Source organism: Streptomyces sp. NPDC003393, assembly GCF_053589015.1.
In genome coordinates this window covers 51,907-74,642 of the sequence record NZ_JBSFRB010000022.1, presented here as the reverse complement: position 1 = coordinate 74,642, position 22,736 = coordinate 51,907, and the positions used below count along the sequence as shown (strand labels likewise).

The 22,736-nt window shown below is 72.8% G+C and carries 21 protein-coding genes; 10 read left to right on the top strand and 11 right to left on the bottom strand.

Annotated elements, in window-relative coordinates; translation table 11 throughout:
- The first annotated feature begins 41 nt into the window (after nucleotides 1–41).
- Both ACWDUZ_RS21695 and ACWDUZ_RS21690 read left to right on the top strand, forming a co-directional pair.
- Nucleotides 42–1,082, top strand: a complete 1,041-nt coding sequence (locus tag ACWDUZ_RS21695) for a hypothetical protein (RefSeq protein ID WP_451633426.1) — start codon at nucleotides 42–44, stop codon at nucleotides 1,080–1,082.
- A 158-nt stretch (nucleotides 1,083–1,240) separates the two neighbouring features.
- Entirely contained in the window at nucleotides 1,241–1,930 is a 690-nt protein-coding gene (locus ACWDUZ_RS21690; protein ID WP_451633425.1) for an HAD family hydrolase, read from the top strand.
- Here ACWDUZ_RS21690 and ACWDUZ_RS21685 read toward each other — a convergent pair.
- Nucleotides 1,888–2,157, bottom strand: coding sequence for a hypothetical protein (locus ACWDUZ_RS21685; RefSeq protein ID WP_451633424.1), 270 nt, complete (start codon nucleotides 2,155–2,157; stop codon nucleotides 1,888–1,890). The two genes, ACWDUZ_RS21690 and ACWDUZ_RS21685, sit on opposite strands and share 43 nt — an antisense overlap.
- Nucleotides 2,158–2,322: 165 nt before the next feature.
- On the opposite strand from ACWDUZ_RS21685, the gene ACWDUZ_RS21680 reads away from it, so the two are divergent.
- The gene (locus ACWDUZ_RS21680; protein ID WP_451633423.1) at nucleotides 2,323–2,706 is read left to right on the top strand and encodes a cold-shock protein; all 384 of its coding nucleotides are present in this window, start codon (nucleotides 2,323–2,325) and stop codon (nucleotides 2,704–2,706) included.
- 42 nt (nucleotides 2,707–2,748) lie between these two features.
- Here ACWDUZ_RS21680 and ACWDUZ_RS21675 read toward each other — a convergent pair whose 3' ends face one another.
- The 4 genes from ACWDUZ_RS21675 to ACWDUZ_RS21660 all read right to left on the bottom strand — a co-directional run bounded on the left by ACWDUZ_RS21675 (nucleotide 2,749) and on the right by ACWDUZ_RS21660 (nucleotide 6,548).
- Nucleotides 2,749–3,603, bottom strand: coding sequence for a 1,4-dihydroxy-6-naphthoate synthase (locus ACWDUZ_RS21675; protein WP_451633422.1), 855 nt, complete (start codon nucleotides 3,601–3,603; stop codon nucleotides 2,749–2,751).
- Entirely contained in the window at nucleotides 3,593–4,363 is a 771-nt protein-coding gene (locus tag ACWDUZ_RS21670; protein WP_451633421.1) for a futalosine hydrolase, read from the bottom strand. The genes ACWDUZ_RS21675 and ACWDUZ_RS21670 overlap by 11 nt, the downstream gene beginning before the upstream one ends.
- Before the next feature lie 16 nt (nucleotides 4,364–4,379).
- On the bottom strand, nucleotides 4,380–4,847 hold the full coding sequence (locus tag ACWDUZ_RS21665) for a DUF2771 domain-containing protein (RefSeq protein WP_451633420.1): 468 nt from the start codon (nucleotides 4,845–4,847) through the stop codon (nucleotides 4,380–4,382).
- 264 nt (nucleotides 4,848–5,111) lie between these two features.
- Nucleotides 5,112–6,548 (bottom strand): MFS transporter, encoded by a 1,437-nt coding sequence (locus ACWDUZ_RS21660; protein ID WP_451633419.1) that lies wholly within the window; start codon nucleotides 6,546–6,548, stop codon nucleotides 5,112–5,114.
- 345 nt (nucleotides 6,549–6,893) lie between these two features.
- Between ACWDUZ_RS21660 and ACWDUZ_RS21655 the strand changes: the two genes are divergently transcribed.
- Together ACWDUZ_RS21655 and ACWDUZ_RS21650 are read left to right on the top strand one after the other, a co-directional pair.
- Nucleotides 6,894–7,820 (top strand): DUF3027 domain-containing protein, encoded by a 927-nt coding sequence (locus ACWDUZ_RS21655; RefSeq protein ID WP_451633418.1) that lies wholly within the window; start codon nucleotides 6,894–6,896, stop codon nucleotides 7,818–7,820.
- A gap of 153 nt (nucleotides 7,821–7,973) precedes the next feature.
- A complete protein-coding gene (locus ACWDUZ_RS21650; protein ID WP_451633477.1) occupies nucleotides 7,974–11,096 on the top strand; it encodes a sacsin N-terminal ATP-binding-like domain-containing protein in 3,123 nt (1,040 codons plus the stop codon).
- Between the two features lie 255 nt (nucleotides 11,097–11,351).
- On the opposite strand, the gene ACWDUZ_RS21645 is transcribed toward ACWDUZ_RS21650, so the two are convergent.
- Both ACWDUZ_RS21645 and ACWDUZ_RS21640 read right to left on the bottom strand, forming a co-directional pair.
- Nucleotides 11,352–13,766, bottom strand: coding sequence for a cation-translocating P-type ATPase (locus ACWDUZ_RS21645; RefSeq protein ID WP_451633417.1), 2,415 nt, complete (start codon nucleotides 13,764–13,766; stop codon nucleotides 11,352–11,354).
- Nucleotides 13,767–13,909: 143 nt separating this feature from the next.
- A complete protein-coding gene (locus ACWDUZ_RS21640) occupies nucleotides 13,910–14,197 on the bottom strand; it encodes a DUF2530 domain-containing protein (protein ID WP_451633416.1) in 288 nt (95 codons plus the stop codon).
- A gap of 342 nt (nucleotides 14,198–14,539) precedes the next feature.
- Here ACWDUZ_RS21640 and ACWDUZ_RS21635 point away from each other — a divergent pair, with 342 nt between their 5' ends.
- Entirely contained in the window at nucleotides 14,540–15,991 is a 1,452-nt protein-coding gene (locus tag ACWDUZ_RS21635) for an NCS2 family permease (protein ID WP_451633415.1), read from the top strand.
- A gap of 88 nt (nucleotides 15,992–16,079) precedes the next feature.
- Here ACWDUZ_RS21635 and ACWDUZ_RS21630 read toward each other — a convergent pair whose 3' ends face one another.
- Nucleotides 16,080–16,262 carry a ribbon-helix-helix protein, CopG family gene (locus ACWDUZ_RS21630; RefSeq protein ID WP_358863641.1) on the bottom strand — a complete coding sequence of 61 codons (183 nt, stop codon included), beginning with the start codon at nucleotides 16,260–16,262 and terminating at the stop codon, nucleotides 16,080–16,082.
- A 157-nt stretch (nucleotides 16,263–16,419) separates the two neighbouring features.
- Here ACWDUZ_RS21630 and ACWDUZ_RS21625 point away from each other — a divergent pair, with 157 nt between their 5' ends.
- The 3 genes from ACWDUZ_RS21625 to thpR all read left to right on the top strand — a co-directional run bounded on the left by ACWDUZ_RS21625 (nucleotide 16,420) and on the right by thpR (nucleotide 19,001).
- Nucleotides 16,420–16,857 (top strand): MarR family winged helix-turn-helix transcriptional regulator, encoded by a 438-nt coding sequence (locus ACWDUZ_RS21625; RefSeq protein ID WP_451633414.1) that lies wholly within the window; start codon nucleotides 16,420–16,422, stop codon nucleotides 16,855–16,857.
- Nucleotides 16,858–16,942: 85 nt separating this feature from the next.
- Nucleotides 16,943–18,313: an MFS transporter gene (locus ACWDUZ_RS21620; RefSeq protein WP_451633413.1), complete on the top strand. Its 1,371-nt coding sequence runs from the start codon at nucleotides 16,943–16,945 to the stop codon at nucleotides 18,311–18,313.
- A 115-nt stretch (nucleotides 18,314–18,428) separates the two neighbouring features.
- A complete protein-coding gene (thpR, locus tag ACWDUZ_RS21615) occupies nucleotides 18,429–19,001 on the top strand; it encodes an RNA 2',3'-cyclic phosphodiesterase (protein ID WP_451633412.1) in 573 nt (190 codons plus the stop codon).
- 159 nt (nucleotides 19,002–19,160) lie between these two features.
- Here the strand turns inward: thpR and ACWDUZ_RS21610 are convergent, their stop codons facing one another.
- The 3 genes from ACWDUZ_RS21610 to ACWDUZ_RS21600 all read right to left on the bottom strand — a co-directional run bounded on the left by ACWDUZ_RS21610 (nucleotide 19,161) and on the right by ACWDUZ_RS21600 (nucleotide 21,576).
- Nucleotides 19,161–20,153, bottom strand: coding sequence for an aldo/keto reductase (locus ACWDUZ_RS21610; RefSeq protein WP_451633411.1), 993 nt, complete (start codon nucleotides 20,151–20,153; stop codon nucleotides 19,161–19,163).
- 60 nt (nucleotides 20,154–20,213) lie between these two features.
- Entirely contained in the window at nucleotides 20,214–20,804 is a 591-nt protein-coding gene (locus tag ACWDUZ_RS21605; protein WP_451633410.1) for a Uma2 family endonuclease, read from the bottom strand.
- A gap of 88 nt (nucleotides 20,805–20,892) precedes the next feature.
- Nucleotides 20,893–21,576 carry a GDSL-type esterase/lipase family protein gene (locus tag ACWDUZ_RS21600; protein WP_451633409.1) on the bottom strand — a complete coding sequence of 228 codons (684 nt, stop codon included), beginning with the start codon at nucleotides 21,574–21,576 and terminating at the stop codon, nucleotides 20,893–20,895.
- An 88-nt stretch (nucleotides 21,577–21,664) separates the two neighbouring features.
- On the opposite strand from ACWDUZ_RS21600, the gene ACWDUZ_RS21595 reads away from it, so the two are divergent.
- Nucleotides 21,665–22,657 carry a WD40 repeat domain-containing protein gene (locus ACWDUZ_RS21595; protein ID WP_451633408.1) on the top strand — a complete coding sequence of 331 codons (993 nt, stop codon included), beginning with the start codon at nucleotides 21,665–21,667 and terminating at the stop codon, nucleotides 22,655–22,657.
- Nucleotides 22,658–22,736: the final 79 nt, after the last annotated feature.

The following is a 22,736-nucleotide window of genomic DNA, read 5'->3' as shown; positions in this document are numbered from 1 at the left end:
CGTCCCCACGGATTCGAGGACAGCCGCCCCGGAGGGGTTCCGTGGGGATCGAGAGCGACCAGGTCGTCTACGAGTATCTGAGCCGTGTCGGGGACGTCGCACAGCAGCGGCAGCTGTCCTCGGCGACGCGGATGCGACTGGTCTCGGAGCTGCGCGACGAGATCGACCGGTGCCGGGCCAGGGCCGCCGTGGACAGCCCCGCGGCGGTGCGGCGCATCCTCGACCGGCTCGGCAGCCCCGACGAGATCGTCGCGGAGGCGGGCCGGAGCGGCGACGCCCGTGCGCGGACCGGGCGGGCGCCGCAGGCCCCGCCCGCCGCCGTGCCCGTGCAGCGCGAGACCGGGGCGCCGGAGACACCCGACGCGGAGGAGGAGCGGCCGAAGGGGCTGCGCCGGGTCGTGCCGCGTCCACGCCCCGCCCGGCCCCCGGCGGGTCCGCCGCCCTCGGGCGCCGCCTCCCCACCGCACCTGGCGACCGCCGACGAACTCGGCGCCGTGTCGGCCCGCCCCGACGGGTGGACCGCGGACGACAGTCCCTTCGGGATCGGCGACGACGTGCCGGGCTTCGTCGGCGGCGTGGAGATTCCGGAGCTGCTCAAGCCCCCGCCGCGACAGGACCCCGCCCGGCAGGCGGACCCCGCGCGGGCGGAGGCCGCTCCCGCCGCGGAGACGGACGCGGCGACCGCCGACCCCGAGTCCCCGCCCCGCCGTCGGCTCCTCGCCCTGCCGGCCCGGCGCACCGGTGGCTGGAGCAACCCGCTCCTCCTGATCGCCGCCGGGCTGCTGGTGGCCGGCGCGGTGCTCGGCAACTGGTTCGCGCTGCTGCTGGGCTGGATCATCGCCTACGGCTCGCGGCGCCTGACCCCGGCCGAGTCCAAGTGGGCCGTCATGGGCCTGCCCGGCCTGGCGCTCGCCGCCGGGCTGCTGTGGCTGTGGGGCCGCAGCAACGACCGGTGGGGCACCCCCATCGCCCAGGGCCACATGAACGACGCCATCGCCCAGACCTGGCCGTGGGTGGTGCGCGCCGCGGCCGTGCTGTCGGCGCTGTTCCTGCTGTGGCGTTCGCAGCGGCGGCGCCAGTAGCCGGCCACCGACAGTGGGCCGACCGCAGACCTGCGGCCGGCGGCCGTACGCGCGGCGGCTGACCTGTCCGCCGGTGGCCGACCTGTCCGCCGGCGGCCGGACGTACGTCACACCGGCCGGTGCCTCGGGCCCGTACGGCCCCTGGGACAATGGCCCATATGACTTCTCGCCCGCTGACCGTCGGCTTCGACCTCGACATGACCCTCATCGACTCCCGCCCCGGCATCCGCGCCTGCTACGTGGCGCTGTCGGAGCGGACCGGCACCCACATCGACGCCGACCTGGCGGTCACGCGGCTCGGCCCGCCGCTCGCGGAGGAGCTGATCAACTGGTTCCCGGCCGAGCGGGTCGCGGCCGTGGCCGATCTGTACCGCGAGATGTACCCGTCGTTCGCCGTCGCCCCGACGCCGGCCCTGCCCGGCGCGCGCGAGGCGGTCGCGGCCGTGCGGCGGGCCGGGGGGCGGGCCATCGTCGTCACCGCCAAGTACGAGCCGAACGCCAAGCTGCACCTGGAGCACCTCGGCATCGAACCGGACGCGGTGATCGGCGACCTGTGGGCGGAGCAGAAGGCCGAGGCGCTGCGCGAGTACGGTGCGCGGGTGTACGTCGGCGATCACGTGGGCGACGTACGGGGCGCCCGGGCGGCCGGTGCCCTGTCGGTGGCGGTGGCCACCGGGCCGTGCGGCGAGAGGGAACTGCGGGAGGCCGGCGCGGATGTCGTCCTCGCCGATCTGACCGGATTCCCGCAGTGGTTTTCGGACCATGACGCGCGCTTTTCGGCCGAGGACGCGCGCCTCGGCGCCGACTACCGCGACGGGGCCGCCGACTCGGCGCCGCCGCGCGCCTGACGGCGCTGCGCGGCGATCGACCGCAGCACTCCGGCGCCCGCGATCAGGAAGCCGACGCCCATGAGCATGCTCAGTCCGAACATATAGGTGGGAAACGGCCTCACCCCGAGGAACAGCGGGGCCACTGTGACCAGAGTGGCCGCCGCACCGATGAAGAACACGATGGCACCGGCACGGATCAGGCCGTCACCGGCCGCGGCGGAATTCGTTTGGGTTTTGTCACGCACCGGACCAGGGTAGTTCCCAGCCCGAGGGAACAACCGGGCGACGTCTTGCCACCCGCCCGAAGACCATTAGCCTTGGTACCGGCGGGTCGGGCGCGACCCGCCCCAGTGTTATCCAGAGCCGTTTCCGATGCAGTTTCCCGACGAGTACGAGGGACGAGGACAGACGTGCCCACCGGCAAGGTCAAGTGGTTCAACAGTGAGAAGGGCTTCGGCTTTCTCTCCCGTGACGACGGCGGTGACGTCTTCGTCCATTCCTCGGTCCTGCCCGCCGGAGTGGACACGCTCAAGCCGGGACAGCGCGTGGAGTTCGGCGTGGTCGCCGGGCAGCGCGGTGACCAGGCGCTCTCGGTGACGGTCCTGGAACCGGCCCCCTCGGTCGCGGCCGCGCAGCGCAAGAAGCCGGACGAGCTGCTCTCCATCGTGCAGGATCTGACCACGCTCCTGGAGAGCGTCGGCCAGACCCTGGAACGCGGCCGCTACCCCGAGAAAACCTCCGGCAAGAAGGTCGCCGGACTGCTCCGCGCGGTCGCCGACCAACTGGACGTGTGACCCGCTCGGAGGAACCGCCTCGATGTCCCCGCGAGGCCGCCCTCAGGGGAAGGCGAGCGCGTCGGGACCGAGGGGCGGAAGGAGTCCCTCGGCCGCCGCGCGGGTGAGCAGCCCGCGGATCGCCGCGTAGCCGTCGGGGCCGAGGTCGGCGGTGAACTCGTTGACGTACAGGCCGATGTGCTGGTCGGCGACGGCGGGGTCCATCTCCTGGGCGTGCTCCATGACGTACGGCCGGGACGCCTCGGGGTCGTCCCAGGCGGCGCGCACGGACGCCCGGATCGAGTCGGCGAGCCGGGTCAGCGTCCCGGTGCCCAGGGACCGCTTGGCGATGATCGCGCCGAGCGGGATCGGCAGGCCGGTGGTGTCCTCCCAGTGCTCGCCCATGTCGGCGAGCTTGTGCAGGCCGTAGTTCTGGTACGTGAAGCGGGCCTCGTGGATGACCAGCCCGGCGTCCACCTTCCCGTCCCGCACGGCCGGCATGATCTCGTGGAACGGCATGACCACGATCTCCCCGACCCCGCCGGGGACGGTGTCCGCGGCCCACAGCCGGAACAGCAGGTACGCCGTCGACCTCTCGCTCGGCACGGCGACGGTACGGCCCGTCAGTTCGGCCTGCGGCTCGCGGGTGAGCACCAGCGGCCCGCAGCCCCGGCCCAGCGCGCCGCCGGCGGGCAGCAGCACGTACTCGCCGAGGACGTAGGGCAGCACGGCGTACGACACCTTCAGCACGTCGAACTCGCCGCGCTCGGCCATGCCGTTGGTGATGTCGATGTCGGCGAACGTGACGTCCAGCGCGGGCGCGTCCGGGACGCGGCCGTGGGCGAGGGCGTCGAAGACGAAGGTGTCGTTGGGGCAGGGCGAGTAGGCGATCCGCAGTCGCCGGTGCTCAGAGTTCATGGGGGTTCCAACTCTCCAGTACGGGGGCGATCTTCCCGAAGCCCTCGGTCAGGGCGGTCAGGGCGGCGCCGATCCGCCAGGCGGCGCGGTCGCGCGGGCCCACGGCGTTGGAGACCGCGCGCAGTTCCAGCACGGGGACGCCGTGTGCCGCCGCCGCCTCGGCGACGCCGAAGCCCTCCATGGCCTCGGCGAGCGCGTGAGGGTGGCGCGCGCGCAGGTCCCCTGCGCGGGCGGCGGTGCCGGTCACGGTCGAGACGGTCAGCACGGTGCCGGTGGCCGCGCCGGTCGCGGCCGCGATCGCCCGTACGAGTGATTCGGGCGGGCGGTGCGTGATGGTGCCGAAGCCGAGTCCGGTCACCGGCAGGAACCCGTCGCCGGTCTCGGCGCCCAGATCGGCCGCGGTGATCTCGTCGGCGACGACGAGCGACCCGACGGGGGCCCCGGACGCCGCGCCGGGCGCCCGTGCGGCGGTCGCGTCCGGCGCGAAGCCGCCCGCGATACCGGCGGACACGGCGAGATCGTACGGGGCGCCGGTCAGCGCGGCGGCGGTGAGCGCCGTGGCGGTGGAGGCGGCGGCGAGCGCCGGGCCGACCCCGGCGGCCAGCAGGTCGAACCGGCAGGAGCCGGCCGGTCCCGCGAGCCGGTGCAGCGTCGCCCCGGGCAGCGGCACCTCCCGCGCGGCCGGCCCGGAGAACGCCTGTGCCACCGCGTCCCGCTCGGCCGGGACCGCGGTGGCGACGAGGACACGTACGAAGGTCACCGAGGGCGGGACCCGGTCAGGAGGCCTTCTGCAGCTTGAAGGACCACACGCCGGTGGGGCTCTTCTCGCCCTGCGCGATGGCCACCCACGTCGAGTCGCCGCTGGCGCCGTACTGGGCGTTGAAGAACACGCTGCCCGGAATGGTCTGGTAGGTCTTCTTGGTGGACTCGACCAGCGGCTGACCGTTCATCAGGATGGTCCAGCCCTTGTCCGCGATGTCGGGGTCGACACCGAACCGGACGGTCTCGGTGGGGTCCACCTTGATCGTCTCGTCCGACTTCAGGCACTTCGGCAGGTCGGAGGTCTTGATCGCCTTGCCGTCGTTGTAGCAGGTGGCTTCCGAGTGCACCGAGTCGTCGCCGACGGTGATCGTGGCGATCGGCGTCGGCTCGGAGCAGGCCGACAGGGCGAGCAGTCCGGCGGATACGGCACCGGCGGCGGCGACGGCGCGGCGGCGTCGCACAGCGGATTGCAGCGAGGTCATGGCCGAAGGCTATCGGGCACCTCCAGCCGCCCGGCCACGCGGGGGTACGGCGTGCCGCACCCCGACCGGAGGAGCCGACGCCACCGCCGCGCAGCGACCCGCCCCGGGGCGGGCGTGCGCCGTGCCGTCGGGCCGTTCCGGAGCGGTGGCAGGCGTGGGCGAGGGCCCGTGGTGCAAGGCCGGCGTGGCCCGGGGCTGTCGCCTGGGGCTGTCGCCTGGGGCTGTCGCCTGGGGATGTTCCCAGGTGCGGCCGGGCGGTGGCGGTCAGGCCGGCTCGGGGCGGCGGGCGTTGTGGTGGCGGGCCGAGGCCAGCAGACCGCGGACCGTGGGGATCCAGCCGGCGGCGACGATCGCGGCGCCCACCGACAGGCCCAGCACCCCGTTGAGGGGCAGCACGATGCCGATCGCGCCGCCGAACACCCAGGACATCTGCAGCAGCGTCTCGGAGCGCGCGAACGCCGACGTGCGCACCAGCTCCGGCACGTCCCGCTGGATCAGGGCGTCCAGGGACAGCTTGCCCAGCGCCTGTCCGAAACCGGCGATCGCGGCCAGGCAGGTCACCAGGAACGTGCCGAACAGCACCGCGGCCGTGATCGCCGCGCCCAGCACGACCGCGACGACCGTCACGATGATGATCTCCGGGGCCCGCGACCGCAGCCACGCCCCGACCGCCGTGCCGAGCGCGTTGCCCGCGCCCGCCGCGACCCCCACTATGCCCAGCGACACCGCCGCGCTCTGACCGGCCAGCGGGTGCTCCCGCAGCAGGAAGGCCAGGAAGAAGATCAGAAAGCCGGACAGGCAGCGCAGCGCGGCGTTGGCGGCCAGGGCGTGCGTGACGGCCGGCCCGACGGTGCGCAGCCCGGGCCGCCTGGGCGGCCTGGTGCTCGGCCCGTGCAGGTGCTGCTCGTCCGCCGAGAGCAGCGCCCGGTCCTCACCCTTGGCCGAGTCGACCTTCGGTGGCAGGGAGAACGACAGGAACGTCCCCGCGACGAAGATCACAAACGCGCCGTAGAGCGGCCAGCGGGGACCGAGCAGATGCAGCCCCGCCCCGACCGGCGCGGCCACCCCGGTGGCGAGCAGACCCCCGAGGGTCACCCGCGAGTTCGCCTTCACCAGGGAGAAACGCGGCGGCAGCAGCCGTGGCACGACAGCGCTGCGGACCACCCCGTACGCCTTGGACGCGACCAGGACGCCCAGCGCCGCCGGATACAGCTCCAGGCTGCCGCCGGCCGCCGCGCCCGCGATGACCAGCGCGAGCAGCGCCCGGGCGAGCATCGCGGCGGCCATCGCGGCGCGCCGCCCGTGCGGCAGCCGGTCCAGCAGCGGGCCGATCACCGGCGCGAGCACCGTGAACGGCGCCATCGTGATGGCGAGGTAGAGCGCGACCCGCCCGCGGGCCTCGTCGGTGGGGACGGAGAAGAAGACGGTGGAGGCGAGCGCGACGGTGACCATGACGTCCCCGGCGCCGTTCACCGCGTGCAGTTCGATCAGCTTGCCGAGCCCGGACTCACCCGCGCCGTGCGCGTGGGTGACCCGGCGGATGCCGCGGACGGTCGCCGCGACCGGACGGCGCAGGGCACGGCCGACCGCGCGGACGGGCCCGCCGAACCGGCCCGAACCACTCCCCCGGCTGCTGCTCCCGTTCAACCCCTCCGGCTCACCGAGCCCGGCGGTCTCCTGGGGCGTCCTCGCGGCTGCCACTCCGTCATAGTGCCCCGAGACGGCCGCAAGTAGCGCCATTACGTCATGGATCGGGCCGACCGGCCCCCGACGGGCCCAGCCCCGTACCCCCGGAAACCGCTCGTCGGCCGGTGGCGAGTCAACCGCCGGTGTAGGCCCAGCGGCAGCGAGAAGGTAGCGTGCGTAGCGCGCCGTGGCGAACGTTCTCGGCCGCGCGCCTTACGTGCATACCGCAGAATGGATGACGTAGGTGCGCCCGAGCGCGATCGGGCGCGGACGTCGACGCGGTCCACGGGTCCGCTCCGCCCGCCCCGCCGCCTTCAGGCCGGCGCACCCGGAAGACGGCGTAGGAGAGAAGCGATACCTGTGAGCGCAGCGAGCACGCGAAGCCGCACCCCCGACCGCCTGTGCGCCGAGGCCGTCGACCTCGCCCGCGCCGCAGCCGAGGAGGCGGCCGCGCCCGGCGTCGTCGGCGAGCAGGTGGGCCTGGTCTCGGAGGGCGACCGGGTCGTCACGCACTTCTTCGAGTGCAAGGAGTTCGGCTACCGGGGCTGGCGCTGGGCGGTGACGGTGGCCCGCGCCTCCCGCGCGAAGATCGTCACCCTGGACGAGACCGTCCTGCTGCCCGGCCCCGACGCGCTCCTGGCCCCCGAGTGGGTGCCGTGGAGCGAGCGGCTGCGCCCCGGCGACATGGGCCCCGGCGACCTGCTGCCCACCGACGCCGATGACCTCCGGCTGGAGCCCGGTTTCTCCGGCGAGGACGAACCCGCGCCGAACGCCGCCGTCTCCGGCGACATGGCCGAGCTGGCGGAGGCCGAGGACGCCGACGTCACCGCCGGCCCGCCGAAGAACCTGCCCGCGGCGCCCTCGCGGGGCTCCATCGCGGCCGTCGCCGAGGAACTGGGCATGCGCCGCGCCCGGGTCCTGTCCCGCTACGGCCTGCATGTCGCGGCCGACCGCTGGGAGGAGGCGTACGGCGCGAAGACCCCGATGGCGCAGGCGGCCCCGGCGTCCTGCGTGACCTGCGGCTTCCTGGTGCCGGTCGGCGGCTCCCTGGGCCAGGCCTTCGGGGTGTGCGCCAACGAGTTCTCCCCGGCCGACGGGCACATCGTGTCGCTGGCCTACGGCTGCGGCGGACACTCCGAGGCCGCGGTCATGCCGAAGCCGCCCCGGCCGGCCCCGCCGGTGATCGACGAGACGCGGGTGGACCCGTTCCCGCTGCGGCCGGCCAAGGATTCCGGCTCGGTGCCCGACGTCTCCGACGAGGACACGGCGGAGCTGGGACACTCGTAGCCCCGGTGCGTTTCTCCCGCGGGTGCGTCTGCGCGGATGCGTCGCGGTTCGTGTCCCTGGGGGCGCTGCCCCCAGCCCCCCGTCGGCCTCGACGGCCTCGTCCTCGAGCGCCGGACGGGCTGCTCTCTCGTGAGGAGAATGAACAACGTGAGCATGTTGGTGCAGCCGTCCGCCGGGGGCGATCCGTTCGGGACCGTGCGCCTGCGGCGCGGTGTGCTGGACGCCTGGGCGGCCAGCCCGGCCCGGTTCCGCGAGGACGCCAACGCCGAGGAGGACCTGGTCCTCGGCGGCTACCGGGACCGGCTCGTGGTCGAGCTGGCGCAGAACGCCGCCGACGCCGCCGCCCGCGCGGGCGTGCCCGGCCGGCTGCGCCTCACGCTGCGCGACGGCGTCCTCCTCGCCGCCAACACCGGCGCCCCGCTGGACGCGGCCGGCGTGGAGTCGCTGGCCACGCTGCGCGCCTCCGCCAAGCGGGACACCGCCGGCGCGGCGGCACCCTCCGTGGGCCGCTTCGGCGTCGGCTTCGCCGCCGTCCTCGCCGTCACCGACGAGCCCGCGGTGGTCGGCCGGCACGGCGGGGTGCGCTGGTCCCTGGCCGAGGCCCGCGACCTGGCCGAGGAGACCGCCCGGCACAGCCCCGGCCTCGGCGACGAGATCCGCCGCCGCGACGGGCACGTGCCGCTGCTGCGGCTGCCGTTCGCCGCCGAGGGCACCGCCCCCGACCCCTACGACACGGTCGTCATCCTGCCGTTGCGCGACACGGCCGCCGCCGACCTGGCCGAACGGCTGCTGCACGCCGTCGACGACGCCCTGCTCCTCGCCCTGCCCGGGCTGGAGGAGGTCGTGGTGGAGATCGGCGACGAGGCCCCGCGCACGCTGAGCCGGCGCACCGACGGCGCGTTCACCGTCGTCGAGGACGGCCGCGACGGCATCACCCACTGGCGCACCTCCTCCGCCCACGGCCCCCTCACGCCCGACCTGCTCGCCGACCGCCCGGTGGAGGAGCGGCTGCGCCCTCACTGGTCGGTCACCTGGGCCGTGCCCGTCGACGCCTACGGCAACCCGGTCCGCCCGCGTACCGGCCCCGTGGTGCACGCACCCACCCCGAGCGACGAGCCGCTGGGCGTCCCGGCGCTGCTCATCGCCTCGTTCCCGCTGGACACCACCCGCCGGCACACCGCGCCGGGACCGCTCACCGACTTCCTGGTGCAGCGCGCCGCCGACGCCTACGCCGGTCTCCTCGCCGAGTGGCGTCCGGTGGCCGAGGGCATCATCGACCTGGTGCCCGGCCCGCTGGGCAAGGGCGAACTGGACGGGGCGCTGCGGCAGGCGATCCTCGAGCGGCTGGCCCGCACCTCGTTCCTGCCGCCCGCCGCACCGCCCAGGGCGCACGAGACCGACCTGCCCGAGTCGCTGCGGCCGCGCGACGCCGAGGTGATCGAGGGCGCGGGCGCCGACACCGTGCGCGTGCTCGCCGGGGTGCTGCCCACCCTGCTGCCCGCCGGGCTGGAGCGGCGCGCGGAGCTGCGCACGCTGGGCGTGGCCCGGCTGCCGCTGACCGACGCGATCGACCGGCTGGCCGGCCTGGAGAAGGAGCCGGGCTGGTGGCAGCGGCTGTACGACAGCCTGGCGGGCGTCGACCCCGACCGGCTCTCCGGGCTGCCGGTGCCCCTGGCCGACGGCCGTACGACGATCGGGCCCCGGCAGGTGCTGCTGCCCACCCCCGACGACGCCCCGGCCGACCCGGAGGTGCTGGCCCGGCTCGGGCTGAAGGTCGCCCACCCCGACGCCGCCCACCCGGTCCTCCAGAAGCTCGGCGCCCTGCCCGCGACCCCGCGGGCGGTGCTCACCACCGCGCAGGTGCGGGCCGCGGTCGCCGCCTCCCTCGACGAGGACGCCGGCGGCTGGGACGAGGACACCCCGGACGCCGAGGAACTCGCCGACACCGTGCTCACCCTGGTCCGGGACGCGGGCCTGGAGCCGGGCGACGAGCCCTGGCTCGGTGCGCTCGCCCTGCCCGACGAGGACGGCGAACTGGCCCCGGCCGGTGAACTGGTCTTCCCCGACGGCCCGTTCGCCCAGGTCATGCGCGAGGGCGAGCTCCCGTCCGTGGACCGGGAACTGGCCGACAAGTGGGGGGAGCGGCCGCTGGCCGCCTGCGGCGTCCTGGTGGACTTCGCGCTCGTCCGGGCCACGGACGTCGTCCTCGACCCGGACGAACTGGAGCCGCGCGAGAGCGACTTCCCCGAGCCGGACGACCCCGGACTGCTCGACGCCGTCGACGTGTGGTGCGAGGACGTCCTGGACCGTTTCCCGGACACCCCGGTGCCGCCGGTCGCCACCGAGATCGTCGCCGTGCGCGACCTGGACCTCGTCGACGACGACCAGTGGCCCCGGGCCCTGGCGCTGCTGTCCCGGCCCCCGCTGCGGGACGCGCTCGTCCAGCCGGTGCGGATCCTGCTGCCGGACGGCACCCACGAGGTCGTACGGTCGTACACCGCCTGGTGGCTGCGCGGGCACCCGGTGCTCGGCGGGCGCCGCCCGGCCGGCCTGCGCGCCGCCGGATCCGACCCGCTGCTGCGCGGCCTGTACGACGAGGCCGACGCCACCGGCTTCGACGACGAGCAGGTGCTGCGGGCGCTCGGCGTGCGCACCTCCGTCGCCGCGCTGCTCGACGAGCCGGGCGGCGCCGCCGAACTCCTCGACCGGCTCGCCGACCCCGGTCGGCCGGTGACCTCCACGCAGTTGCACGCGCTCTACGGCGCACTCGCCGAGCTGGACCCGGAGCAGGTGACCCTGCCCGACGAGTTGCGGGCCGTGGTCGACGGGCGGGTCGAGGTCGTGGACGCCGCCGACGCCGTGGTGTGCGACTCCCCGGACCTGCTGCCGTTCACCTCCGGCGTTCCGCTGCTGCCGGTACCGCCGTCACGGGCCGCCGAGCTGGCCGAACTGTTCCAGGTGCGGCGGCTGAGCGAGTCGATCACCGGGTCCGTGGACTCCGAGGGCACCGAGCACGACGTACCGGACGCGGTGCGGGTCCTGCTCGGCCCGCGCACGCCCGCCACGTACGTCGAGCACGAGGAACTCGTCGTCGACGCCACCGAGCTGGACTGGCGTCTCACCTCCGACGGCGTCCTGCACGCGGCCACCCTGGAGGGCGTCGCCGCCGGTCTCGCCTGGGCGTCGGGCCAGTGGCCCCGCCGCTTCGAGGTGGCCGCCCTGCTGGAGGACCCGACCCGCACGGAGGAACTGGCCCGCGACCGCTGGTTCGACTGAGGCTCTGAGTTCGTGCCGGGCATGGGAGTGGTCGCGGTGAGTGGGGGGTCCCTGTGAGGGCGTCCGCCCAGAGCCCGGGCGTCGCGCAGGGGGCGGACGCCGGTCAGAGGCTGGGATCCGGGTAGCGGTCGGACCTCGGGTCGGGGGCGGGCGCTGGGGGCCGGACGGGCGTTGTCGAGGCGGTCGAATTCAGCGGCCGGGGTCCCGCCGACCCGGCGGACATGAGCGAGATCGGCTGCGGGCGGTAGGCACACCTCAGACGGGGAAGTGGCGGCCGGCCCGCTTCCACAGGAACTCCAGGACGATCGCCGCCACCACGGCGGTGCCCACCGCGAGCCAGGGCATCGCCGTCCCCACCAGCCGCAGCGCGAAGAAGTGCTGGAGCGCGGGCACGGCCAGCACGCACACGAAGGCCACGCCCATCGCGGCCACCAGCGCGATCCGCCACCAGGTGTAGGGGCGGGCGATGATCGCCAGCACCCACATCGCGACCAGGAAGAGGGTGAGCGTGGCGGCGCTGGTCTCCGCGTCGAGCGCGTCCGGCCCGGTGTAGTGGTGGCGGGCGATCAGATACGTCGCGAACGTCGCCGCGGCCGCCACCAGCCCGCCGGGCACCGCGTAGCGCATGACCCGCCGGACGAAGTGGGGCCGGGCCCGTTCCGTGTTCGGGGCGAGCGCCAGGAAGAAGGCGGGGACACCGATGGTGAGCGTGGACAGCAGGGTCAGGTGCCGCGGCAGGAACGGGTACTCCACCTGTGAGCACACCACCAGCACGGCCAGCAGCACCGAGTAGACCGTCTTGACCAGGAACAGGGTCGCCACCCGGGTGATGTTGCCGATCACCCGCCGCCCCTCCGCGACCACCGACGGAAGCACGGCGAAGCTGTTGTCCAGCAGCACGATCTGGGCGACCGCCCGGGCGGCCTCCGAACCCGAGCCCATCGACACACCGATGTCGGCGTCCTTCAGGGCGAGGACGTCGTTCACGCCGTCACCGGTCATCGCGACCGTGTGGCCGCGCGACTGGAGCGCGCCCACCATGTCCCGCTTCTGCTGCGGGGTGACTCGCCCGAACACGGTCCCCTCGTCGAGATCGCGCGCCATCGCCTCCCGTTCGGCGGGCAGCCGGCGGGCGTCGACGGCGGTGCCGGCGAGACCGACCTTGGCGGCCACCGCGCCCACGGAGACCGCGTTGTCACCGGAGATCACCTTGGCGCGGACGTCCTGCTCGGCGAAGTAGCGCAGGGAGTCGGCGGCGTCGGGCCGCAGCCGCTGCTCCAGGACGACGAGCGCGGCGGGCACGGCGTCGCGGGCGACCTCGGTGTCGTCCAGTTCGCGGACGGCGCGGGCGAGCAGCAGGACGCGCAGGCCCCGCTCGTTCAGCTGGTTGGTCTGGGCGAGGGCGGGGTCGTCGGCGGGGAGGAGGACGTCCGGCGCGCCCAGCAGCCACGTACTGGACTCGCCGTTGCCCTCGAAGCCGGCCCCGCTGTACTTGCGGGCGGAGGAGAAGGGGAGCGACTCCACACACCGCCACTCCTCGGTGTTCGGGCAGGCGTCGATGATCGCCTGGAGGGAGGCGTTCGGGTGCGGGTCGGACTCGCCGAGGGCGCCGAGGACCTGGCGTACGTACGACTCCTCGTGGCCGTTCAGCGTCCTCAGCTCGGTGAGGTCCATGCCGCCCTCGGTGAGCGTGCCGGTCTTGTCCAGGCAGACGGTGTCCACGCGGGCCAGCCCCTCGATGGCGGGCAGTTCCTGGACGAGGCACCGCTTGCGGCCCAGCCGGATCACACCGATGGCGAAGGCGACCGAGGTGAGCAGGACCAGCCCTTCGGGGACCATGGGCACGATGCCGCCGACGGTGCGGGCCAGGGAGGCCTTCAGGTCGGTGTCCTTGACCACGAGCTGACTGATGACGAGCGCGACGGCGGTCGGCACCATCATCCACGTCACGTACTTGAGGATGGTCGAGATGCCGGTGCGCAGCTCGGAGCGGACCAGGGTGAAGCGGGAGGCCTCCTCGGCGAGCCGGGCGGCGTAGGCCTCGCGGCCGACCCGGGTGGCCTGGAAGGCCCCGCCGCCCGCGACGACGAAGCTGCCGGACATGACGTGGTCGCCGGGCCGCTTGACGACGGGGTCGGCCTCGCCGGTGAGCAGCGACTCGTCGATCTCCAGCCCGTCGGCCTCGACGCAGGCGCCGTCGACGGCGACCTTGTCCCCCGGTCCGACCTCGATCACGTCGTCGAGGACGATCTCGGAGGTGGAGATCGCGACGGCGGTGCCGTCGCGGCGGACCGTCGGGCGCGCCTCGCCGATGACGGCGAGCGAGTCGAGGGTCTGCTTCGCCCGCCACTCCTGGAGGATCCCGATGCCGGTGTTGGCGAGGATGACGAAGCCGAAGAGGCTGTCCTGGATCGGGGCGACGCACAGCATGATCAGCCAGAGCACGCCGATGATCGCGTTGAAGCGGGTGAGGACGTTCGCGCGGACGATGTCGGCGAGGGAGCGACTGCTGCGCACCGGTACGTCGTTGACCTCGCCGCGGGCGAGACGCTCGGCGACCTCGGCGCCGGTCAGCCCCTCCGCCCGCGTCACCTGGTTCGGCGGAACGGGATGAGGCACGGGGACGGGGTGCACGGGGTCCAGTTCCGCGCCCGCGTCGGTGTGGGCCATGCAATCGACGGTACGTGCGGACGCGTGCCTTCACTCGTTGACCTTCGCCCGCTCGCCGTACTCGTCGGCCGGGACGGGGCCGGCCTTCCGGCGGGGACGGGGCCGGCTCTCCGGCGGGGTCCGCTCCGGGAGGCCGCGGGGGGTTACTCCGCCGACGCCGGACGCTGCGGGCGTGGGGCTTCGGGGGCGGAGGCCGCTCGCTTGATCGCGGCGTCGCGCTTGCGGACGTACCAGATGCCGATCAGGCCGAGGCCCGCACCGGCCAGGCAGGTCCAGAGCCACCAGGCGTGGCCGCGGTCGGCGAACCAGTCGTAGAAGGGGAGCTGCACCAGGAAGAGGACGAACCAGACGATCGTGCCGCCGGTGATGGTGGCGACCACGGGGCCCTCCAGGGGCTCCGGCGCCTCGTGCTTGGGGGTCCACTTCGCCATGCGCTCAGCTTACGGCCCGCCACCGGGCCGGCAGGCCCGGCCCCGGGGCCCGCATCTGGGGTCCGCTCCGGGCGGTACGTGGGCCCGCCCCCGGGTCGGCCCGTGGGGCCCGTGCGTCCACCGCGGTCCGAGGGCCCAGGCGTATCTACGCGCGCAGATTAGCCATTTGCCGGTTCATATGTTCATACTGAAACGGTCTGAGTCTGGCCGCTTTTCTTCGTATGAAACCCCAACAGCAACGTGGGGGAGACCTGTTGGTGATCGAAGACGGCGAGACTCGATCGCGTTTGCATCTGTTCCACCTCCGGTACCCCGTACTTCCGCATCCCTGAGGTCATCTGCATGTCCACCTCGGCCACCGCCAAGGTCCCCGCCCCCGAGAAGCCGGGAACGCCGCCCGCGTACGGCGCCCTCGACCGCTACTTCAAGATCTCCGAGCGCGGCAGCTCGCTGCCCCGGGAGATCCGAGGCGGCTTCGCCACCTTCTTCGCGATGGCCTACATCATCGTGCTGAACCCGATCATCCTCGGCAGCGCGAAGGACATGTACGGGCACCAGCTCGACAACGGCCAGCTCGTCACCGCCACCGCCCTGACCGCGGCCTTCACCACCCTCCTCATGGGTGTGGTCGGCAACGTGCCGATCGCGCTCGCGGCCGGACTCGGCGTCAACACCGTCGTCGCACTCCAGCTCGCGCCCCGCATGACCTGGCCCGACGCCATGGGCATGGTCGTCCTGGCCGGGTTCGTCGTGATGCTGCTCGTCGCCTCCGGGCTGCGCGAGCGCGTCATGAACGCCGTGCCGCTCGGTCTGCGCAAGGGCATCTCCATCGGCATCGGCCTGTTCATCATGCTGATCGGCCTCGTCGACTCCGGCTTCGTCTCCCGGATCCCGGACGCCGCCCACACCACGGTCCCGCTCCAGCTGGGCGCCGACGGTCACCTCAACGGCTGGCCGGTCCTCGTCTTCGTGCTGGGCGTGCTGCTCACCCTCGCCCTGATCGTGCGCAAGGTGCCCGGCGCGATCCTGCTCTCGATCGTCGCCATGACCGTCGTGGCCGTCGTCGTCAACGCCGTCGCCCACATCCCGTCCTGGGGCCTGACCACCCCGAAGTGGCCCGGCAACCCCGTGTCCACCCCCGACTTCGGCCTGATCGGCAAGGTCAGCCTGTTCGGCGGCTTCGACCGGGTCGGCGTACTGACCGGCGTCCTGTTCGTCTTCACCGTGCTGCTGTCCTGCTTCTTCGACGCCATGGGCACGATCATGGGCGTCGGCGACGAGGCCAAGCTGACGGACGCCCAGGGGCAGATGCCGGGCATCGGCAAGGTCCTCTTCGTCGACGGCGTCGCCGTCGCCGCCGGTGGCGCCAGCTCCTCCTCGGCCACCACCTGCTTCGTGGAGTCGACGGCCGGCGTCGGCGAGGGAGCGCGCACCGGCTTCGCCAACGTCGTCACCGGCGCGCTGTTCGCGGTGGCGCTCTTCCTCACCCCGGTCGCCACGATGGTGCCGTCCCAGGCGGCCACCCCGGCCCTGGTCGCGGTCGGCTTCCTGATCATGTCCGGCGCAGTCAAGGAGATCGACTGGGCGGACTACACGATCGCCGTCCCGGCGTTCGTGACGATGCTGATGATGCCGTTCACCTATTCGATCACCAACGGCATCGGCATGGGCTTCATCACCTTCGTGGCGCTGCGCCTGTCCGCCGGCCGCGGCCGCGAGGTCCCGGGGGCGATGTACGTGGTGGCGGCGGTGTTCGCCTTCTACTACCTGATGCCGGCGCTCGGCCTGACCTGATCCCGGCGGCCGGGGCGACCCGGGCCGTCGAGGACGATCCCGGCCGGTGCCGGGGTCCCCGCCGCCGAGGGGATTCCGGCGCCGGGGGTCAGGGAACGCCGTAGAAGCGCTCCGTCTCCTCGACGGCGGCCTGGAACCGCTCGTCGAAGTCATTGCGGATGAGCGTCCGGACGACATAGTCCTGGACGCTCATTCCTCTTTTCGCGGCATGGCACCGGAGCCGCTCCAGCAGCTCGCGGTCCATGCGCAGGCTGAGCACATCGGTTCCCATGCAGTCGAGGGTCGCGGCACACTTCCACGCGGTGTGTCACGTTCCGCACGTGGATCACCCATATGAGTGACGTTTGTGACCGGTAGTGGTCAGAGTCACCGCACGCGTGCGTGTCTCCGGTGGTCTTTAGCGAGAGTAATGAGTTACTCTAAAGAACATGCCGGACCTTAGCCATGGCGACGACGCCGCCGCCGTGAACTCCCTGCGATCCGCTGTGATGCGGTTGTCCCGTCGGCTCAAGCACCAGCGCGTCGACGAGTCGCTCAGCCCTACCGAGATGTCGGTGCTGGGCACCCTCTCCAGATGCGGCAGCGCCACGCCGGGCGAGCTCGCCCGCAAGGAGCACGTGCAGCCGCCGTCGATGACCCGCATCGTGGCCCTGCTGGAGGCCAAGGGGCTGGTCCGGCTGGAGCCGCACCCCGAGGACCGGCGCCAGAAGGTCGTCACCAGGACCGAGCAGGCCGAGACCATGCTCGAGGAGAGCCGCCGCAAGCGGAACGTCTTCCTGGCCGGCCTGATCGAGGCCCTCGACGAGGACGAGTGGGCGAAACTGCGCGCGGCCGCCCCCGTGCTGGAAAAGCTCGCGCATCTGTGAAGCACGTAGGCCGGCGAGTGGGCCGCGGGGACGTACGGAGCACGTCCCCCGAGGCGCACGAGCGGCCAGAAGGAGGCGAACCCCTTTGAGTACGGGACCCGGAGCAGCTTCCGTCCCCGCACCGAACCCCTACGACTCCTCGCACACCCACGACTCCCCGGACACCTCCCGTGCCGCCCGCGGGACCTCGATGTTCAGCTCACTGAAGGTCAGGAACTACCGCCTGTTCTTCCTGGGCCAGGTCGTGTCCAACACCGGTACCTGGATGCAGCGCATCGCCCAGGACTGGCTGGTGCTCTCCCTCACCGGCTCCTCGGCCGCCGTCGGCATCACCACGGCCCTGCAGTTCCTGCCGATGCTGCTCTTCGGCCTCTACGGCGGCGTCCTCGTCGACCGTCTGCCCAAGCGGCCCGCGCTGCTGGTCACCCAGTCCTCGATGGCCCTCACCGGCCTGGTGCTCGCCGTGCTCACGCTCACCGGCCACGTCCAGGTCTGGCACGTCTACCTGGCCGCCTTCGCCGTCGGCCTCGCCACTGTCGTCGACAACCCGGCCCGCCAGTCCTTCGTCTCGGAGATGGTCGGCCCGAAGCAGCTGCAGAACGCGGTCAGCCTGAACTCGGCGAACTTCCAGTCCGCCCGCCTGATCGGTCCCGCCGTCGCGGGGCTGATGATCACCGGCGTCGGCACCGGCTGGGCGTTCCTCGCCAACGGCCTGTCCTTCGTCGCCCCGATCGTCGGCCTGCTGCTGATGCGCGCCCGTGAGCTGCACGTGGTCGAGCGTGCGCCGCGCGGCAAGGGCCAGCTCCGTGAGGGCCTGCGCTACGTCGCCGGACGCCCCGACCTGATCTGGCCGATCGTCCTGGTCGGCTTCATCGGCACCTTCGGCTTCAACTTCCCGGTGTGGCTGTCGGCGTACGCCGACGACGTCTTCCACGCCGGCGCCGGCGCCTACAGCCTCTTCAACACCGTGATGGCGGTCGGCTCCCTGATCGGCGCCCTGCTCGCGGCCCGCCGCGGCACCGCCCGGCTGCGTGTGCTGATCGCGGCGGCCGCCGCCTTCGGCGCCCTGGAGATCGTGGCCGCGCTGGCCCCGTCGTACTGGCTGTTCGCGCTGTTGATGGCCCCCATCGGCATCTTCGGCCTGACGGTCAACGTCACGGCGAACACCGCGATCCAGATGTCCACCGACCCCGCCATGCGCGGCCGGGTGATGGCCCTGTTCATGATGGTCTTCGTGGGTGGCACACCGCTGGGCGCCCCCGTGGTCGGCTGGGTCACCGACGCCTACGGCGCCCGGACCGGCTTCGCGCTCGGCGGCGCCGTCTCGCTCACCGCTTCGGTCACCATCGGTATGGTCCTGGCCCGCGTGGGCGGCCTGCGCCTGGCCGTCGGCTGGCACCGCGGACACCCGCGGGTGCGGTTCGTCCCCAGGGAGGAGCTGGCCCCGGCGGCGTGAGGCCGCCGGGTGCCCCGGCTTCCCTCAGCGGGCGAGTACAGCCGCAAGCAGTACGACGATAGGCACGGTGCCAGGACGCGCGTCTTCCAGGCGCCCGGCGACGGACACTGGCCCCATGAGACTCTTCGCCGCCGTACTGCCCCCCGAGGACGTCCTCGGCGCGCTCGCGCAGGAGATCGACGCCCTGAAGAAGCTGCCCGGCGCGGACCGGCTGCGCTGGACCGGGCGCCCGGGGTGGCACTTCACGCTCGCCTTCTACGGCGAGGTCGGCGAGGAACTGCTGCCGGAGCTGTCGGAGCGGCTGGGCAGGGCCGCGCACCGCACCGAACCCTTCAGACTCGCGTTGCGCGGCGGCGGCCAGTTCGGCCGCGGCAAGGTGCTGTGGGCGGGCGCGGACGGCGACCTGCGCACCATGGGGTTCCTCGCCGAGCGCGTGGAGGCCGCGGCGCGCAGGGCAGGCGTGGAGATGGGGGAGCATCGCCGCTACCAGGCCCACCTGACGGTGGCGCGCGGCCGGTACGTCACGGACGTACGGCCGCACGTCCAGGTGCTCACGGCGTTCACCAGCCGCACCTGGACGGTGGACGAGTTGCTCCTCGTCCGCAGCAACCTGCCGAAGTCGGGCATCGAGGGCGAGCGGCCCCGCTACGAGGCGGTCGCCCGCTGGGCACTCGGCGGGGCCGGTTAGTCTCGATACGTGGACCCGAAAACCCGGAACCGGATCATGGCCGTCACGCTCGTGCTGATGCTCGCCGTCGTCGCCGTGGCGGCCGCGCTCGGCAAGTGACGCCGAGCACACCCGGCATCCCGAGCACGGCCGCCGCGGTCGGTCGGTGACCGGCCGGTCTCACCAGGCGAAGGCCTCCGGGGACGGCCCGGTACCCGGGAAGATCTCGTCCAGCTCGGCCAGCAGCTCCGCGCCCAGCTCCAGCTCGACGGCGCGCAGCGCGGACGCCAGCTGCTCGGCGGTGCGCGGGCCGACGATCGGACCGGTCACTCCGGGCCGGGTGAGCAGCCAGGCCAGCGCGACCTCGCCGGGCTCCAGCCCGTGCTTGTCGAGCAGGTCCTCGTAGGACTGGATCTGCGCGCGGGCGGCGGGGTCGGCCAGCGTGGTGGCGGCCCGCCCGGACGCGCGGCGCCCGCCCTGGACCTCCTTCTTGATGACCCCGCCCAGCAGCCCGCCGTGCAGCGGAGACCAGGGGATGACGCCGAGGCCGTAGTCCTGGGCCGCCGGGATGACCTCCATCTCGGCGCGGCGCTCCGCGAGGTTGTACAGGCACTGCTCGCTGACCAGGCCGATGGTGCCGCCCCGGCGGGCCGCGATCTCGTTGGCCTGAGCGATCTTGTAGCCGGGGAAATTGGAGGAGCCGACGTAGAGGATCTTGCCCTGCTGGACGAGGACGTCGACGGCCTGCCAGATCTCCTCGAAGGGAGTGCTGCGATCGATGTGGTGGAACTGGTAGACGTCGATGTAGTCGGTCCGCAGCCGCTTCAGGCTGGCGTCGACCGCGCGCCGGATGTTGAGGGCCGAGAGCTTGTCGTGGTTGGGCCAGGCCTCGCCGTCGGGGCCCATGTTGCCGTAGACCTTGGTGGCGAGCACGACCTTGTCGCGCCGGTCGCCGCCCTTGGCGAACCAGTTGCCGATGATGGACTCGGTACGGCCCTTGTTCTCGCCCCACCCGTACACGTTGGCGGTGTCGAAGAAGTTGATCCCGGCGTCCAGCGCCGCGTCCATGATGGCGTGACTGTCGGCCTCGTCGGTCTGCGGCCCGAAGTTCATCGTCCCGAGGACGAGTCGGCTGACCCTGAGGCCCGTGCGTCCGAGCTGTGTGTACTTCATGGTCTCCAAGCCAACGGCGTGGAGTGCGCTCTAGGCAAGGGGGATCGGGCCGGTACGCCGTCAGTCGCGGGGGAAGCCGTCCGTCTTGAGCACGAGGTCGACCACGGTGCCGGTGAGATCGATGGCGCTGCCGAAATCCACCCTCGTCGGCTCGTCGTAGTCGCCCTGCTTGGGGTCGGTGTAGACGTGGCACCGGCCCTGGTAGGGATCGGCGACGACGTAGAGGGGGACCTCGGCCTCCGCATAGGCGAACCTCTTCGGACCGTAGTCGTTGGCGGCGGTGCCCTGGGAGATGACCTCGGCGACGAACACGACGTCCTGGTAGCGCCAGTGGCCTGTTCCGTCCTTCTTCGCCGAGTCCTTGAGCAGGACGACGTCGGGGCAGAGGCCGTTCTCGTGGCCCGGGAAGTCGATGCGGACGTCCGAGAACACCCTGTCCATCCCGAACTTGGCCGCGACAGCTGCTGCGATCCGAAAGGTGATGTTCCAGTGAGTGTCCCGCTGCGGCGTCATGTGGACGTTGCCCCCGACGATCTCGACCTTGTATCCCTCGGGGACGGGCATGCGCTCAAGACGTTCGAACCACTCGTCCAGACGCTCGGTGTTGGCGTCGGCGTCGGCCATCTCGATCCTGTCTTCAAGGACGGTCACGGTCGCGCTCCTCCCCGGCCGCACCACGGTCAGGTGCAGCCGCGCAGTACAACGATACGCACAGTGACCAGGACACGCCGGAATTCGGTCAGCACGTTCCGGCCGCGTACGGCTGTCCGACCCCCCACGCCTCCCACATCGCCCCCGCGAAGGCCCCCGCGATCCGGTGCTCGCCGCGCGCGTTGGGATGCGTGCCGTCGTAGGTGTCGGTGTGGATGTCGTACGGCTCGGGAGGGGAGGCGAGCAGGACGGGCGAACGGGGCTCGTCCAGGTCGGCGGCCGCCTTCGCGAGCAGGGCGTTGAAGAGGTCCACCTGGGTGGCGAAGAGCTGGTCCGCCTCCGCCCGGATGTTCGGGATCACCGGCAGCAGCACCATGCGGATGCGCGGGTTCGCCTCCCGCGCGCCCGCGACGAACACCCGTGCGTTCTGTGCCGTCTGCTCGGCGTTCGTGTAGAAGCCGAGGTCTATCAGGCCCAGCGAGACCAGCAGCACGTCCGCGCGGCACTCCCGCACCGCCCCGCCGATCAGCGGCGCCATGTGCAGCCAGCCCTCGCCCCAGCCGGCCAGATGGGCGCGGGGGAAGCCGGGGTCGGCGTAGGCGTACGAGGTCGGCGCGTCGGCCGTCTTGTCGTAGAGCGTCTCGCGCGGCCCGACGAAGGTGAACGGGCCGCCGTACGTCGCGCACAGGTGCTGCCACAGCCGGTGACGCCATGTGTGTTCCCCCGCACTGCCGATCGTCATGGAGTCGCCGACGGGCATGAACCTGAGCATCCGCTCATGATGGACGATCGGCGCGGCGCGTGCGATGTGAGGCCTGCCACCTCATGTGAACGGGCCTGTGCAATGGCAGGCTTGAGGGATGCGCCGACCGTTCGCCCTCCTCGCCGGAGCCCTCCTCGTGGGCGCCTTCGCCCTGCCCGCCGCGCCCGCCTCCGCCGCCGACGGGGACGGCGGCTTCACCATCAAGGACCCACGGATCAAGGAGTCCAGCGGGCTGGCCGCCTCACGCCTGCACCCGGGCGTCTACTGGACGCACAACGACAGCGACGACGGCCCCTACCTCTACGCCGTGGACTCCAGGACCGGCAGAACGGTCGCCACCGTCACGCTCAGCGGCATCGGCCGCCCCCGCGACGTCGAGGCCGTCTCCATCGGCCCCGGCAACCAGATCTACGTCGGCGACATCGGCGACAACCGCGACGGCACCTGGCCGTATGTGTGGATATACCGGTTGCCCGAACCGAAGGTGCTCAAGAACCAGACGATCCGGGCCACGCAGTACGTGGTGAAGTACGCGGACGGCCCCCGCAACGCCGAGTCGCTCGTCGTGCACCCGAAGACCGGGCGGGTGTACATCATCGACAAGAAGGAGGACGGCGGTCACCTGTTCGAGGGGCCGGCCCGTCTGTCGCCCACCGGGACCAACGTCTTCAAGCCCATCGCGCCGGTCGACCTGTGGGCCACCGACGCGGCCTTCTCCCCGGACGGCACCCAACTGGCCGTACGCGGCTACTTCGGCGGGATCCACTACGACTGGAACGGCGGGAGGATCAAGCGCGAGGGCAGGCTGGAGGTGCCGTTGCAGAGGCAGGGCGAGTCGGTCACGTACAGCACCGACGGCACCAAGCTGATGTACGGCAGCGAGGGAGCGGACAGCCCCGTTCAGGCGGAGCCGGCACCCGGCGGCGGTGGAGCCGCGAAGCCGTCCCCGGGCGCCCGCGGCCCGGGCGCGCAGGCGTCCGGGGGGAACGGCGGGGGCCTCTCCGGCGAGCTGAAGACGGGCGCGGTCGCGGTCGTCGTGGCGGCGGTCGCGGTGTTCGGCCTGGGGCGGATGCTGCGTCGACGGTCTTGACGGGCCTCCGTCAATTCGCGTTCCATGGTGACGCGGGATATGGGAGCGCTCCCATTCTGTTCCGGCCCGCGCCTCCGAG

What these genes read in the sequence shown, in the direction of transcription:
- ACWDUZ_RS21600 (WP_451633409.1), bottom strand. Translation starts at nt 21,576, where the DNA reads ATGCTCAGGTTCATGCCCGTCGGCGACTCCATGACGATCGGCAGTGCG.
- ACWDUZ_RS21675 (WP_451633422.1), bottom strand. Translation starts at nt 3,603, where the DNA reads ATGAACTCTGAGCACCGGCGACTGCGGATCGCCTACTCGCCCTGCCCC.
- ACWDUZ_RS21650 (WP_451633477.1), top strand. Translation starts at nt 7,974, where the DNA reads ATGTTGGTGCAGCCGTCCGCCGGGGGCGATCCGTTCGGGACCGTGCGC.
- ACWDUZ_RS21665 (WP_451633420.1), bottom strand. Translation starts at nt 4,847, where the DNA reads ATGACCTCGCTGCAATCCGCTGTGCGACGCCGCCGCGCCGTCGCCGCC.
- ACWDUZ_RS21630 (WP_358863641.1), bottom strand. Translation starts at nt 16,262, where the DNA reads ATGGGAACCGATGTGCTCAGCCTGCGCATGGACCGCGAGCTGCTGGAG.
- thpR (WP_451633412.1), top strand. Translation starts at nt 18,429, where the DNA reads ATGAGACTCTTCGCCGCCGTACTGCCCCCCGAGGACGTCCTCGGCGCG.
- ACWDUZ_RS21640 (WP_451633416.1), bottom strand. Translation starts at nt 14,197, where the DNA reads ATGGCGAAGTGGACCCCCAAGCACGAGGCGCCGGAGCCCCTGGAGGGC.
- ACWDUZ_RS21645 (WP_451633417.1), bottom strand. Translation starts at nt 13,766, where the DNA reads ATGGCCCACACCGACGCGGGCGCGGAACTGGACCCCGTGCACCCCGTC.
- ACWDUZ_RS21690 (WP_451633425.1), top strand. Translation starts at nt 1,241, where the DNA reads ATGACTTCTCGCCCGCTGACCGTCGGCTTCGACCTCGACATGACCCTC.
- ACWDUZ_RS21625 (WP_451633414.1), top strand. Translation starts at nt 16,420, where the DNA reads ATGCCGGACCTTAGCCATGGCGACGACGCCGCCGCCGTGAACTCCCTG.
- ACWDUZ_RS21610 (WP_451633411.1), bottom strand. Translation starts at nt 20,153, where the DNA reads ATGAAGTACACACAGCTCGGACGCACGGGCCTCAGGGTCAGCCGACTC.
- ACWDUZ_RS21595 (WP_451633408.1), top strand. Translation starts at nt 21,665, where the DNA reads ATGCGCCGACCGTTCGCCCTCCTCGCCGGAGCCCTCCTCGTGGGCGCC.
- ACWDUZ_RS21635 (WP_451633415.1), top strand. Translation starts at nt 14,540, where the DNA reads ATGTCCACCTCGGCCACCGCCAAGGTCCCCGCCCCCGAGAAGCCGGGA.